Raw genomic sequence first — 13,412 nt, forward strand, 5'->3', positions numbered from 1 at the left:
CGGCAGGGTCGGGGATGCGGGCGCGCGTGGGTAGCGGCGGGGTCAGGGACGCGGGCGCGCCGGGATTCGGCGAGGTCGGGGATGCGGGTGCGCGTGGGCTGCGGCGGGTCGCCCTGTTGCACGCGCAGGGGTCGCGGCGTGCGGGGCCGGAGGGCCGGTCGCGGCACGGCGACCGGCCCCCGCTGTCGCACCGTCAGGGCGTGCAGCCCTTGCGGCCGGAGGCCAGCGTGGCGCAGGCCGTGGCCTCGCCGGCGTCCTTCACCGGCACCATCGGCGTGTACGCGATGGTGTCCCCGGCGACCGTGATGGAGTCCGTCTGCTTGGCCGTACCCGCGCTGATCTCGACGGAGTCGCCCTGCGCCGCCTGGGTGACGCGGCCCCAGGCCGCGCCGCAGGTCTTGCTGTAGCGGACCTCGACGACGGTCGTGCCGACGGTGGCGGTCTTGGCGGTGGTGACGAGGTCGCCGCTGCACCCCATGGCCTCGGCGTCCTTGCCGGCGCAGGAGTCGCCGCTGCACTTCACCCCGGGCGGCAGCTGGACGTTGGTGGTCGCGGACGGGGTCGGGGTGGTCTTGGCGGCCTTCTCGTCGCCGCCCTTGTCGGTGAGGAAGAACACCCCCGCGATCACCACGAGCACGCCGACGGCACCGGCGAGGAACATCACCAGCCGCTGCTTGCCGTTGCCGGGCCGGGTGTCCGTGGGGCGCGGGCCCTGCGGCGGCGGGGGCGCGCCGTACGCCCCCAGGGGCGCGGTGGCGTCCACGCCGGCTGCGGGCCTGGTCAGCGGCCCGCGCGGGGCCGGCCCCTGGTAGCCGGCGACGCCCCACGAGTTGGCGCCGGAGGAGCCGTCTCGTGCGGCCCCCGTGCCGGTGCCCGGCCGGGCGTCGGCCACGGCGTCCTGCCGGTCCCGTGCGGCCCGCGCGTCGCGGGCGTCGGCGTCGGGGGCCGTCGGCTGCTGCGGCACCGAGGGCGCCGAGGCCGCCGTACCCGACGGGACGGCCGTCGCGCTGCCGCTCCTGCGGCCTCCTCGGCCGCCCTGCTGCGCCGGGGCCGCGCCGAACTCCCCGAGCGCGGCACGCGCCTGGGAGATGCGGATGGCCTCCATCGTCATGTCGTGCCGCATCTCCGAGCGGCTCCAGGCGCGCTCGGCCAGCTCCCACATCGTCGTCAGGTGGACGGGATTGGTGCCGGTCACCTCGGCCAGCGCGACGATCGCGCCCTTGGGCGCGAGCAGCCGGCCGTTCAAGTACCGCTCCCACGACGTCTTGCTGTAGCCCGTGCGGTCGGCCAGGGCCGCGATGCTCAGGCCACTGCGGTCGACCAGCCGCCTCAGCTGACTGGCGAACTCCCTGACCTGCGGATCGAGATCATCCGGCAAGGCCCTCCAACGAGGCATTGCATCCCCCTCTTCCCCCCCATACGTGCTGACTTCTCCCCCGCGCATGACGCCCTCTGCCGAGTCCCCGTCTGGCTACCCACAGGGATGCGCCCACTAAGGATCTCAGGTCCCGGGGTGGGGGCGCACGGGAGCGTTCGGGCTGTGGGCATGCACCGTCGCACGCCTGCTGATCCGCGTCCAGTGGGACGTCCCGGAGCGTCCCGATCGGACACGTTAGCCCCGGCGCATATCCGATCATCGGATATCCGCGAACTTGTCAAGACATCACCATATCGGTCACACGGCCGTTGCCTCGCCAGTCCCGTACGTCGCGCCGGGCGCCGTTGTTCACGCGGTCGCGCGTGCCGTACGTCGCGGGGGGACGCCCGTGTTCACGCCGCTGCTTGTTCTGTACGCCCCACGAGGACGCTTGCGCTCACGCCGCCGCCCGTCCCGTACGCCCCACGAGGACGCTTGCGCTCACGCCGCCGCCAGGACGCCGACGGCGGCGGTCAGCAGCAGCGCGAGCAGCATGATCACTGCCCACAGCAGCAGCCGCGAGGACGAGGCACGGTCCGGCTTCTCCTCGGGCAGCTCCCACCAGGGCACGGTCGGGACGTCCTCGTAGCCGCGCTCGTCGCCCGCCGGGGCGAGGGTGCCGCCCGCAGCCTCGCTCGCCCCGCCGCCCGGTGGGGCGAGCGCGCCCCGCAGCGCGGCGGCGCCCGCGGGGCCGCCCGGCGCGACCCCGGCGTACCCGGACTCGGGCTGCTGTCGGTCCGGGCGCGGCCAGGCCTCGACGGCCACCTCCCAGCGCACCGCGAGCCGTTCGGCGTCGGGCGCGTCCAGCCCGGCCACCCGTGCCAGTGCGGCGACGGCGTGCCGGGGCGGCGGCTGTACGGCGTTGAGGTACCGCTGCCACGAGGACTTGCTGTAGGCGGTGCGCGCGCCCAGGGCCGCCAGGCTCAGGCCGGTCGCGTCCTTCAGGTCGCGCAGTCGCGTGACGAAGTGCCGCACCTCCGACGGCAGCGCGTCCGGCAGCGGCTGCCAGCCGCTCATCTCCACCTCCGGTGTCTCCCGCCTTTCCGGCCCCCTTCAAGGGACGCGGCAGCGGGAGGGAACGGTTTCGTGAACGGCCGTTGTGGCAGGGGCCCGACACCGTAGCGGAACGGTCACTTCCGTGCCACAGCGCGCTGACAGGCGTTGAACAGGCGGTTCGGGCTGCGGGAGCGTGTTCGGTGTCCGGCGGCCCGCCCCCGATCGGGGGAGGGGACGGGTCGCCGGACCTGCCGTACGGGCGAGCCGACTCCCTCCGCCGCCGCGCGGGGCACAGGGCGGACGCGGGGTCAGTTCTCCAGCGTGAAGTGCAGCGTGTCCTTCAGGAACGGGATCTCCAGCCACGGATGCGGCTGCGCCATCAGCGCCAGCAGCACGATCACCGTGCCCAGCACCCCGTACGTGGCGATGTCCGTGAACCGGGACCGCACCGCGAGCATGCCGACGCTCGGCAGCAGCCAGCGCAGCACCGCACCACCGAGGAGCGCCAGCCCGATCAGCAGGGTGCCGACCCGGAACGCGTCCAGCGCGGTCACCAGCAGGCCCAGCGCGACCGTGCCGAGCACGGCGAGCACCGGCCACTGCCGGGCCGGCGCGGGCGCGGCACCGGATGCGGCCCGGCCGCCGCCCTCGGGGCGCGCGGTGCCACGGGTGAACCGGGGGAGGCGGCGGCGCGACGCCCCGCCCCCGCCCTTGCCGCCGGACCGGCCGAACCGCCTGCCTCGGGCGCGGCCCGCCCCGGCCTTCGGCTCAGCCGACACTGCGCTCCGCCGCCTCGACCACGTTGACGAGCAGCTGCGCGCGGGTCATCGGGCCGACCCCGCCGGGGTTCGGGGAGAGGAAACCGGCCACCTCGGCGACGTCCGGGTGCACATCGCCGACGATCTTGCCGTCGGCGTTGCGGGAGACACCGACGTCGAGGACGGCCGCTCCGGGCTTGACGTCCTCGGGGCGCACCAGGTGGGCGGAGCCCGCGGCGGCGATGATGATGTCGGCGCGCTTGAGGTGCGCCGACAGGTCGCGGGTGCCGGTGTGGCACTGGGTCACGGTGGCGTTCTCGCTGCGCCGGGTCAGCAGCAGCGGCATCGGCCGGCCGATGGTGACACCGCGGCCGACGACGACGACCTCGGCGCCCTTCAGCTCGACGCCGTAGCGGCGCAGCAGGGTGAGGATGCCGTTGGGGGTGCAGGGCAGCGGGGCGGGCTCGTTGAGGACGAGCCGGCCGAGGTTCATCGGGTGCAGGCCGTCGGCGTCCTTCGCCGGGTCCATCAGTTCCAGGATGCGGTTCTCGTCGATGCCCTTGGGCAGCGGCAGCTGGACGATGTAGCCGGTGCAGGCGGGGTCCTCGTTGAGTTCGCGGACGACCGCCTCGATCTCCTCCTGGGTGGCGGTGCCGGGCAGCTCGCGCTGGATGGAGGCGATGCCCACCTGGGCGCAGTCCCGGTGCTTGCCGGCGACGTACTTCTGGCTGCCGGGGTCGTCCCCGACGAGGATCGTGCCGAGGCCGGGCGTGACGCCCTTCTCCTTCAGCGCCGCCACGCGGGCGGTCAGATCGGACTTGATCGCGGCTGCGGTGGCCTTGCCATCGAGAATCTGGGCGGTCATGACCCCATCCTCCCGGATGACCGGGTCCGGGTTCCAATCCGGGTGGGCGCGGGCGGTCCCGAGCGGCCGGGCCCGCGTGACGCCGCCCCGCCGCGGCGCCCGCGACCTCCCGCTCGGTCACGCGCCCTCCCGCAGCGCCCGACGATGATCGGAAATGTTGCACTTGCACAACACCTGTGATCGCTGCTGGACAAGTAATGCGCTGTTAAAGAACGATTGAGGCGACAGTGCCGCGGGCAGCACCGGGGGGACCAACCGCTTCTGTCAGCACCTCCTCCGACCATCCCGCGCGTCCCCGCATCTGTGCACCACGGAGGAAGGACCCCTCGATGAGCTTCGGCGACCCGAACAACCCCTACGGGCAGCCGCCCCAGCAGCCGGCCGCTCCCGGCTACGGACAGCCCCAGCAGCCCGCCGGCTACGGCTACCCGGCCGCGCCGCCCGTGCAGCAGCCGTACGGCATGGCGCCGGTGCTCACGCAGATGCCCGGCATCACCCGCGCCGCGCAGATCATGCTCGGCCTCGTCGCACTCGCACACGCGGTGATCGCCGGTCTGTACGTCTACACGCTGTCGATCTGGGACGAGACGATGCGGGAGGCCGGCGTCAGCGGAGACGCCGAGGCGGAACGTTTCGCGGACATCGGCAAGGGCTTCGTCGTCTTCCTTCTGGGCCTGGCCGCGGTGTTCGCGCTCCTCGGCGTGATCCTGCTGCTGCAATACGCCAAGGGCGGCAACGCGGTGCGCGTGTGCTCCATCGTCTACGGCTCGTTCGCCATCGTCACCGGCATCGTCATGATCGCCGCCTGGGGCCTCGGGCTGATCATCATGGTGGTCGCCATCCTGCTGATCGTGTTCGCCGCGCGGCGGCCGAGCGCCGACTGGTTCCGCAGGGCGCGCTACTGACGCACCCGGCCGGGCCGAACGGTTCGCGCCAATCACTCTCCGGGGCCGTGTCTCACCCTTTCGAGGGGGACACGGCCCCGTCGCGTCGCCCTACTCTGACAGCGGGAGCTGTCGGGCACGGGGAGTCGCACCTTGTACAGCATCATCGTGGTACCTCCGCCGACCACGGAGGGCAGCGGCCGGCCCGCTCAGATCCGCCTGGCACCGGGCGAGGGGATCTCCTTCGGGCGCAGCGCCTGCAACGACGTGACCATCGTGCACGAGGGCGTGTCCCGCCGCGCCGGGGAGATCCGCGCCCAGGGCGCCTACTGGATACTCAGCAACCTGTGCGCCCACCAGACGTACGTCGTGGAGAACCCGGAGGGCGCCGGGGAGCACATCAAGGTGGGGCCGGGCCGGCTGGAGGCGCCCGTGCCGTTCGAGTTCTCCCGGATCGTGCTGCCCGCCGCGGGTGATCTGCTCGCCGTGGAGGTGTGGGCGCCCCGGCACGACTACCTTCCCGGCGGGCAGGGCCTGGACGGCGAGACGACCGCGCCCGCGTTCTCCCTGGACCGCGGCAAGCGGTACTTCGCGGTGCTGGCCGCGCTGTGCGAGCCGCGGCTGCGGGGCGAACCGCACGCGCCGCTGCCGACCGTGGACCAGGTGGTGGAGCGGCTGGCCCCGGTGTGGCCGGCCGCGTCCCGCACGGCCGTGCAGTGGAACATCGACTATCTCGCGGTGAAGCTGCGGCTGAAGCCCGGCCCGGACGCGGCGGAGAGCGGGCCCCGGCTCAACGGCAAGAAGGAGTCGCTGGTCTCCCTCGCCCTCCGCTTCGACCTGGTCCGCGAGGAGGATCTGACGGTGCTGCGCGCCCCGGCGGCGGCCCTGCCGGGGAAGGCCGTACGACGGTGACCGAGCCGTACGCGGTGGTGGTGCCGCGCGGCTACCGGGTCGGCTGCTGGGAGGTGCGCGAACCGATCGCCACGGGCGCCTTCGGCAGCGTCTACGCGGCCCGCCGCACGGGCGGCACCACCGACCACCTCCCCGCGAAGGCCGCGCTGAAGTTCCTGCCCACCGGCACCGGCACCCCGCGCCAACTCGCCCACCTGCGCGAGCTGGTGGACCGCGAGGTCGAGCTGTACCGACGGCTGAAGCGGCCCCGGTTGATCCGCATGTACGACACCCTCACCGTCGACGACCCCGGCCGGCCGGAGCTGGACGGCGCCACCGTGCTGGTGCTGGAGCGGGCCGAGGGCTCCCTCGCCGCGCTGCTCGCCGCCGTCCCGCGCCCGCCCGGCGGGCCGGCGCTGCTCGCGCAGACCTGCGAGGGCCTGCATCAGCTGCACTCCGCCGGCTGGGTGCACGGCGACCTGAAACCGGCCAACGTGCTGCTGATGGCGGACGGTTCGGTACGGCTCGCCGACTTCAACATGGCCGCCGAACTGGAAGGCACCCACGCCTACACGCCCGCCTTCTCCACCCCCGACTACACACCGCCCGAGCTGCTGTGGACGGAGATCGGCGAACGCGGCCGGCGGATCCGCCCCTCGGCCGACGTGTGGGCCTTCGGCGTCCTCGCCCACCTGGTGCTCACCGGTGCCTTCCCCCTGCCCGGCGGCACCCCGTCGGCCCGCCGGGACGCGGCCGTCGCCTACGCCCGCGGCATCGACGAACTGCGCCTCTCCCCCGAACTGCCGGACGCCTGGCGGGACATCGTCCGGGCCTGCCTGGCCCGCACCCACGGCGAACGCGTCGGCGGGGAGGAACTCCTCGCCCTGGTCCGCGCCGCGACCGGCACCGCCGGTCGGGCACCCCGGCTGCCGCGGGCGCTGCGGCGCGGCCCCGGCCGCCGCAAAGGCCGTACGGACCGTGGCAGCCGTACGGACCGTGGCCGCCGCACCAAGATCACCGCGGCCGTCCTCACCACGGCGGCCGTCGCCGCGCTCGCGTACGGCATCGACTCCTGGACCTCCGGCTCCGGCGCCGGTCCCTCCGACGGTGACGGCCGCCCCGCCGTGTACGGTGCCCGCGAACTCCGTACCGACAAGGGCGTGCCCGTCGCCTACCGGCGGCTCATCGTCGACTCGGCCCACGACTGCGTCCGACCGGAGGTCACCCCCGCCCTGATCGCCGCGATGCTGAAAGCGGAGAGCGGCTTCGACCCGAACCTGTGGGACCCGTCCGCCGGCCCGGAGGGCGAGTACGGCATCGCCCGCTGGACACCGAGCGTGCTGCGCTGGTGGATCCGCCCCGACGGCGTCCCCGCCTCGGCGACCCCGTCACCGCCCTTCTCCCCCGCACAGTCCATCCCCGCCATGGCCCGCTACCTCTGCTACATCGAGCCGCTGCTGAACCCGACCGGCCTGCGCGGCGACCGGCGCGTGCTGCTCGCCGCGGCGTACCGGACGTCGTGGCGGAAGGTGAACGCGGCCGGCGGCGTCCCCCCGAAGAACCGCGCCTACGCCGACCAGGTCGCGCACTGGCTCAAGGAGTACACGCCACCGGCCCGGAAGTGACCCTGAGATGTCCGAGGTACCCCTGGGAGCGGGCGGCTGCGACGGTGGGAACCGCTCCGCCGCCGGCGGAGCGGACCGACACCGTACGTCTCACAGGGGGAACGCACGTGAACCTCGCCAAGCCCGCCGCGCTGCTGATCGCGGCCACCGCCCTCGTCGCCGGCTCCACGGCCGCGGCCACCGCCGCCGACCCGGCCGGCACGCGGGTGACCTCGCTCCAGCAGACCGCCGACCAGGTGCTGGCCGGGCACCCGAAGCTGCTGAAGGTGACCGCCGACCAGGTCCGCTACGACGGACTGACCGTCACCGCCGCGCCGAAGGGCCGGGCCGCGACGAAGGACCTGGCCTGCGGCTACGGCCATCTGTGCATGGTGGTCAAGGGCACCAAGTTCGACTTCTACAAGTGCCAGACCTGGACGCTGAGCAACTGGACCGGCGACGGCCCCTACACCAACAACCAGACCCCGGGCACGGTCGCCCGGTTCTACAACAGGGACGGCAGCGTGCGCTGGACGTCGACCGCCTACGACGCGGGCACCGCCACGTGGGACCCGATCTGGTCGCTGCGCCCCTGCTGACCGGCCACGACGCAGCGGACGGCCTCCGGTCCCCTCGGGAGAGGACCGGAGGCCGTCCGGCGTCGATGAGGCCTGCCGACCCCGCGGGCCCAGCGGAACACACAGGGCCGCCGACCCCGCGGGCCCAGCGGAACACGCAGGGCCGCCGGCCCCGCGGGCTCAGTGGAAGAAGTGCCGCGTGCCCGTGAAATACATGGTCACGCCGGCCTTCTTCGCCGCCTCCACGACCTGCTCGTCACGGATCGAACCGCCCGGCTGCACGATGGCCCGCACCCCGGCGTCGATGAGGATCTGCGGCCCGTCGGGGAACGGGAAGAAGGCGTCCGACGCGGCGTAGGAGCCACGCGCCCGCTCCTCACCGGCCCGCTCCACGGCGAGCTTGCAGGAGTCGACGCGGTTGACCTGGCCCATGCCGACGCCGACGGACGCTCCGTCCTTGGCGAGCAGGATCGCGTTGGACTTCACCGCGCGGCACGCCTTCCACGCGAACGCGAGCTGCCGCAGCTCCTCCTCGGACAGGGCCTCCCCGCTGGCGAGCGTCCAGGTGGCGGGGTCGTCGCCGTCGGCCTGGAGACGGTCGGCGACCTGGAGCAGGGCACCGCCGTCGATCGGCGTCAGCTCCACCGGCTGCGCGGGGCCGTCGGGGCAGCGCAGCACGCGGATGTTCTTCTTCTTGGTGAGGGCCTCCAGGGCCCCTTCCTCGTAGTCCGGGGCGACGATGACCTCGGTGAAGATCTCCGCGACCTGCTCGGCCATCTCCTTGCTGACCGGCCGGTTCACCGCGATGACACCGCCGAACGCGGACAGCGGGTCGCAGGCGTGCGCCTTGCGGTGCGCCTCCGCGACGTCCGCGCCGATCGCGATGCCGCACGGGTTGGCGTGCTTGATGATCGCGACACAGGGCTCGGCGTGGTCGTACGCGGCACGGCGGGCGGCGTCCGTGTCCGTGTAGTTGTTGTACGACATCTCCTTGCCGTGCAGCTGCTCGGCCGCCGCGAGCCCGCCGCCCTCGCCTGACACGTACAGCGCGGCCGGCTGGTGCGGGTTCTCGCCGTAGCGCAGGGTGTGGGCGCGGCTCAGCGACGAGGCGACGAAGTCCGGGAACCGGGAGTCGTCGGCGGGGGCGTAGGAGGAGGCGAACCAGGAGGAGACGGCGATGTCGTACTCCGCCGTGTGCCGGAAGGCCTCCGCGGCGAGCCGCTTGCGGGCGGCCAGGTCGAAGCCGCCGGCCTTGACCGCGGCGAGGACGTCGCCGTAGCGGGCGGGGCTGGTGACGACCGCGACCGAGGGGTGGTTCTTGGCTGCGGCACGGACCATGGAGGGGCCGCCGATGTCGATCTGCTCGACGCACTCGTCGGGCGAGGCGCCCGAGGCGACGGTCTCGCGGAACGGGTACAGGTTGACGACGACGAGGTCGAACGGCTCCACGCCCAGCTCGGCGAGCTGCTCACGGTGGCTGTCCAGGCGCAGGTCGGCGAGGATGCCCGCGTGCACCTTCGGGTGCAGGGTCTTGACCCGGCCGTCGAGGCACTCGGGGAAGCCGGTCAGCTCCTCGACCTTGGTGACGGGGACACCGGCGGCGGCGATACGGGAGGCAGTGGACCCGGTCGACACCAGTTCCACGCCGGCCTCGTGCAGGCCGCGGGCGAGGTCCTCGAGGCCCGTCTTGTCGTACACGCTGACGAGCGCGCGGCGGATCGCCCGCCGGCTGCTGTCCGTGGTCCGGTCGGTCACTGGATAACTACCTTTCGTCCCTCAATGCGATAGCCGTCACGGGCGAGACGCCCCACGACCTCGACGAGCAGCCTTCGCTCGACTTCCTTGATGCGCTCGTGCAGAGCGCTCTCGTCGTCCTCGTCCCGGACCTCGACCACGCCCTGGGCGATGATCGGTCCGGTGTCGACGCCGTCGTCGACGAAGTGGACGGTGCATCCGGTGACCTTGGCGCCGTACGCGAGCGCGTCGCGGACGCCGTGGGCGCCGGGAAAACTGGGCAGCAGCGCCGGATGCGTGTTCACGAACCGGCCGCCGAAGCGGGCCAGGAACGCCTTGCCGACGATCTTCATGAACCCGGCGGAGACGACGAGGTCCGGCTGGTGGGCGGCGACGGCCTCGGTGAGCGCCGCGTCCCACGCCTCGCGGTCGGGGTGGTCCTTCACCCGGCACACGAAGGTCGGCAGCCCGGCACGCTCGGCGCGGGCGAGCCCCTCGATGCCGTCACGGTCGGCGCCGACGGCCACGACCGCGGCCCCGTAGGCCTCGGCTCCGACGGAGGCGATCTCGTCGAGGAGCGCCTGGAGATTGGTGCCGGATCCGGAGACCAGCACGACGAGGCGCTTGGCCACGGTGGAGCCCTTTCTCGGAAAGCGTCTTGCGCTTGTGTTGACCACGGTCGTCATGCGGTGCGACCCCGCACGCCCACGCTTTGTATGTTCGTACGAATGCTTCGGGCGCCCGGATACGGGGAAGCCTACGAAGCGGCCGACCGTCAGCAACGATACCGGCACACCGGACGGGCCCCGTGGGACGGGGGCAGAGCCTGACGGTAGCGTCGGTGGTGTCGGTGAGGAGCGGGCTCGGGAACGCGGCCGGTGGGCGGCACGTTCACGAGACGACAGCTCGCCGCACGATCGAGCACGATCACGTACGACAGCCTTATCGCCCAGGGGAAAGACGCTCACTTGATGCCGGACCGCAGCCTGCGACCTCTCCCGCCGCTCCCTTCGTACCCGGCGCGGGGAGAAACGCGCGGCGCCCTGCTGCGGGAGCGGCCCCCGTCCCCGCCTGACGCGCCCGGACAGGGCGGCCAGGACGGACAGGACGGCGCCGGCCCGAGCGACAACCCGTTCGCGCCGCCGCCGGAGGGCACCCCGGACCGCCCGTGGCAGCCGCGACACCCCGCGGACGGACAGGGCGGCGGGCCCGGCGGGTCCGGTGGACCCGGTAGCGGGCCTGGCGGGTCCGGTGGACCCGGCGGTGGACCCGGTGGCGGGCCCGGCGGTCAGGGCGGCGGCAATCCGTGGGGTCGCGGCTGGAGCGACCGGCAGCCCGGCCGCCAGCCCGGCGGCTTCGGCGAACGCCCCGGCAGCCGCCCCGAGGACCACGGCCCCGGCGGCGGCCAGGACAACCGTCCCGGCCCGCGCTGGGACCCGACCGACCCGGCCCAGCGCCGCGCCCGGTACGCACTGCTGAGCGGTATGTGGGCCTTCTTCTTCGCCCTGTTCAGCTGGCCGTACGTGGCGCTGCTGCTGGGCGCGCTCGCCCTGTACTGGGCCATCAGCGCCCTGCGCGCCGGACCGCGCCCCGCCAACGGCACCACGGGCCGCCCCCAGACCACCGCCGCCGTCAGCGGTCTCGTCACCGGCGCCCTCGCCCTCACCCTGGTCGCCGCGAGCTTCGGCGCCCAGCTGATCTACCGCGACTACTACACCTGCGCCAGGGACGCCCCGACCAGCGAGGCCAAGCAGACCTGCAACGAACACCTGCCGAAGGAACTCCGCGGACTGCTGGGCTCGGAGGACTGACGACCGAGAGCCCCCGGGGCCCGGCATCCGCCGCTCGGCGGACGGCTGGGCGGCACGACCGCGACGCCGGGAAGGGCCGGCGCCCGCCGCTCGGCCGACCGAGTCGGGCGGTGGGCGGTCGAAGGCCCGGGGGTCCGGGGGGCGGAGCCCCCTGGGACAGGGCTGCCGCACCGGTCACGGGGCATCGGGGTCCAGCGGAAGGAAGTCGTACGGCTCGGAGTCGTACGGCGCCGGATCGGCGGAGGCCCGCTGCGCGGGCGGCGCCGGAGAGGCCGACGGGGCCGGAGAGGCCGACGGCACCGGGGAGGCCGACGGGGCCGAGGGGACGTCGCCCGTCCCTGCACCGCCGTACAGCCGTCGGCATCGAACCCCCCGTACCGCCACCGCGACCGGCACCCCCGCCGAGGCCCAGTTCCACCACGTGCCCGAGCCCGCGTCCGGCACGGCCGCCAGCAGCGGGAACGCGGGCAGCAGCGGTGCCGGGTCGGAGGCGAGCGGCGCGGCGACATGCCCGGCGGCGAGCACGAACCCCGGCCCGAGGGCGTACGCGGCACCCCAGACGGCCGCGTTCGGCACCAGCGCGAGACACAGCAGCAGCACCGCGAACCGCCCGGACCAGCCCCCCGTCAGGGTGAGGAAGGACCCGCTGGCTGCCCGCCAGTGCCACACCAGGCTCACCGCCACCAGCAGCGCCCCGCCGCCCACCAGCACGACCGCCCCGGCGGTCGCGGCCCGCCCGGCCGCCCCGAGGCGTTCGCGCGCCTCGGGTCCGAGCACCGCCCGCCGCAGCGGCCCCGGCAGCAGCACCAGCACGCTGTCGACGGGGTCGCGCGGGCGGCCGTACGCCGTCCACACCCCCGCCCCGGCCGCCGCCACCAGCGCCACCAGCGGCAGCGCGACCTCCCGCGCCGGGTTGTGCCAGTCGGGCCGCAGCATCCCGCCGGACGCGTACAGCGCCGCCGCCGCGCCGACGCCGAGGTAGCCGAGGACGGTGCCCGCCCATGCGGTGCGGGCCGACCGGAGGGGCTCGCCGTCACCGCCGTACACGGCGTCCCGCGCCGCCCGGTGCAGCAGCCACACCGGCAGAGCGAGCAGCAGCAGCGGCGTCAGCCCCACAGGTGCGGGCGTGCCGGACAGGGTGTCGGTGCGGACGAGGTCCATGCCGTGCGAGAGCAGCCACAGCGCCGTCGCGATGTGCAGGGCACCGCCCGGCCCGCTGTCGGGGTACGGGGAGCTGATCCACAGCACCATCACCAGCACGGCGGACGCGCCGAGCCCCAGCCCGGCGGCGAGGGCACCGCCGATCAGGCCCGCGGCCAGGCCGGGCGACCGGTCGCGCATCCGGGTGAGCAGGGGTGACAGCGGCGGGCGGCGGTCGGTCCAGGGCATCACGCCGTCATGCTCCCAACGACACGCGCTTTCCCGTCGTAACAGGCGAAGCTCCGTTGTGTCGCTCAATATACGTTTATGTACTTTTTCGTACGAAGGGGCACCCTGTGACGCAGCGCCCTGCCACTCCGCTTCCTCCGCCCAAGGAGCGCCGACGCCTGCGTGAGGCCGCCTCTTTGACGCAGGCTCAGCTCGCGGCACGGCTGGGTGTCTCCCGGCAGACGGTGCGCGCGTGGGAGTCCGGCCGTACGGCGCCGAGCGGCGCGCGGGGGGAGGCGTACGGCAGGCTGCTCGCCGAACTCGCCGGGGGCGCGGCCGACGCGGTGACGCCCGTTCAGGCGGCGGCGGAGGGCGGGCCGGTGAGGCCGGTGCGCAAGGAGAGAGCGGTCGCCGCCGTCGTCGCGTCCTCCCGCACCGGCGACGACCCGATCGACCCGGCCGACCCGGGCGACCCGGCCGACCCGGCGGCCTCGTCGGCCCCGCCC

At 74.2% G+C, this 13,412-nt stretch carries 12 protein-coding genes and 1 pseudogene; 6 read left to right on the plus strand and 7 right to left on the minus strand.

Annotated elements, in window-relative coordinates; translation table 11 throughout:
• Positions 1–193 precede the first annotated feature (193 nt).
• The 4 genes from MTQ10_RS19765 to MTQ10_RS19780 form a co-directional block, all read right to left on the minus strand.
• Positions 194–1,378 carry a helix-turn-helix domain-containing protein gene (locus MTQ10_RS19765; protein WP_247469915.1) on the minus strand — a complete coding sequence of 395 codons (1,185 nt, stop codon included), beginning with the start codon at positions 1,376–1,378 and terminating at the stop codon, positions 194–196.
• 480 nt (positions 1,379–1,858) lie between these two features.
• A complete protein-coding gene (locus MTQ10_RS19770) occupies positions 1,859–2,434 on the minus strand; it encodes a helix-turn-helix domain-containing protein (protein WP_247469917.1) in 576 nt (191 codons plus the stop codon).
• A gap of 287 nt (positions 2,435–2,721) precedes the next feature.
• Positions 2,722–3,192, minus strand: coding sequence for a DUF3017 domain-containing protein (locus MTQ10_RS19775; RefSeq protein ID WP_247469918.1), 471 nt, complete (start codon positions 3,190–3,192; stop codon positions 2,722–2,724).
• Positions 3,182–4,036: a bifunctional methylenetetrahydrofolate dehydrogenase/methenyltetrahydrofolate cyclohydrolase gene (locus MTQ10_RS19780; protein WP_247469920.1), complete on the minus strand. Its 855-nt coding sequence runs from the start codon at positions 4,034–4,036 to the stop codon at positions 3,182–3,184. Before MTQ10_RS19780 ends, MTQ10_RS19775 begins: the two co-directional genes overlap by 11 nt.
• 329 nt (positions 4,037–4,365) lie before the next feature.
• Here MTQ10_RS19780 and MTQ10_RS19785 point away from each other — a divergent pair, with 329 nt between their 5' ends.
• The 4 genes from MTQ10_RS19785 (at position 4,366) to MTQ10_RS19800 (ending at position 8,014) form a co-directional block, all read left to right on the plus strand.
• Positions 4,366–4,941, plus strand: coding sequence for a hypothetical protein (locus tag MTQ10_RS19785; RefSeq protein ID WP_247469921.1), 576 nt, complete (start codon positions 4,366–4,368; stop codon positions 4,939–4,941).
• A gap of 132 nt (positions 4,942–5,073) precedes the next feature.
• Positions 5,074–5,832 (plus strand): FHA domain-containing protein, encoded by a 759-nt coding sequence (locus MTQ10_RS19790; RefSeq protein WP_247469923.1) that lies wholly within the window; start codon positions 5,074–5,076, stop codon positions 5,830–5,832.
• Positions 5,829–7,436 carry a protein kinase domain-containing protein gene (locus MTQ10_RS19795; protein ID WP_247469925.1) on the plus strand — a complete coding sequence of 536 codons (1,608 nt, stop codon included), beginning with the start codon at positions 5,829–5,831 and terminating at the stop codon, positions 7,434–7,436. The genes MTQ10_RS19790 and MTQ10_RS19795 overlap by 4 nt, the downstream gene beginning before the upstream one ends.
• 107 nt (positions 7,437–7,543) lie before the next feature.
• Complete coding sequence (locus MTQ10_RS19800; RefSeq protein ID WP_247469926.1) at positions 7,544–8,014, plus strand: hypothetical protein; 471 nt, start codon at positions 7,544–7,546, stop codon at positions 8,012–8,014.
• Between the two features lie 159 nt (positions 8,015–8,173).
• Here MTQ10_RS19800 and purH read toward each other — a convergent pair whose 3' ends face one another.
• Both purH and purN read right to left on the minus strand, forming a co-directional pair.
• A complete protein-coding gene (purH, locus tag MTQ10_RS19805) occupies positions 8,174–9,748 on the minus strand; it encodes a bifunctional phosphoribosylaminoimidazolecarboxamide formyltransferase/IMP cyclohydrolase (protein ID WP_247469928.1) in 1,575 nt (524 codons plus the stop codon).
• Entirely contained in the window at positions 9,745–10,413 is a 669-nt protein-coding gene (purN, locus tag MTQ10_RS19810; protein ID WP_247469930.1) for a phosphoribosylglycinamide formyltransferase, read from the minus strand. Before purN ends, purH begins: the two co-directional genes overlap by 4 nt.
• A gap of 285 nt (positions 10,414–10,698) precedes the next feature.
• On the opposite strand from purN, the gene MTQ10_RS19815 reads away from it, so the two are divergent.
• Positions 10,699–11,538, plus strand: a complete 840-nt coding sequence (locus MTQ10_RS19815) for a hypothetical protein (RefSeq protein WP_247469931.1) — start codon at positions 10,699–10,701, stop codon at positions 11,536–11,538.
• 375 nt (positions 11,539–11,913) lie between these two features.
• Here the strand turns inward: MTQ10_RS19815 and MTQ10_RS19820 are convergent.
• A pseudogene (locus MTQ10_RS19820) lies at positions 11,914–12,927 on the minus strand (cell division protein PerM); the annotation flags it as partial.
• A gap of 107 nt (positions 12,928–13,034) precedes the next feature.
• On the opposite strand from MTQ10_RS19820, the gene MTQ10_RS19825 reads away from it, so the two are divergent.
• A partial coding sequence (locus MTQ10_RS19825; protein ID WP_247469933.1) for a helix-turn-helix transcriptional regulator occupies positions 13,035–13,412 on the plus strand: 378 nt, incomplete at its 3' end.

Source organism: Streptomyces sp. XM83C, assembly GCF_023072675.1.
Taxonomy (GTDB): domain Bacteria; phylum Actinomycetota; class Actinomycetes; order Streptomycetales; family Streptomycetaceae; genus Streptomyces; species Streptomyces thermocoprophilus.

Excerpts from the sequence above, each read along its gene's own strand:
- MTQ10_RS19770 (WP_247469917.1), bottom strand. The coding sequence starts at position 2,434 with ATGAGCGGCTGGCAGCCGCTGCCGGACGCGCTGCCGTCGGAGGTGCGG.
- MTQ10_RS19780 (WP_247469920.1), bottom strand. The coding sequence starts at position 4,036 with ATGACCGCCCAGATTCTCGATGGCAAGGCCACCGCAGCCGCGATCAAG.
- MTQ10_RS19785 (WP_247469921.1), top strand. The coding sequence starts at position 4,366 with ATGAGCTTCGGCGACCCGAACAACCCCTACGGGCAGCCGCCCCAGCAG.
- purN (WP_247469930.1), bottom strand. The coding sequence starts at position 10,413 with ATGACGACCGTGGTCAACACAAGCGCAAGACGCTTTCCGAGAAAGGGC.
- MTQ10_RS19815 (WP_247469931.1), top strand. The coding sequence starts at position 10,699 with ATGCCGGACCGCAGCCTGCGACCTCTCCCGCCGCTCCCTTCGTACCCG.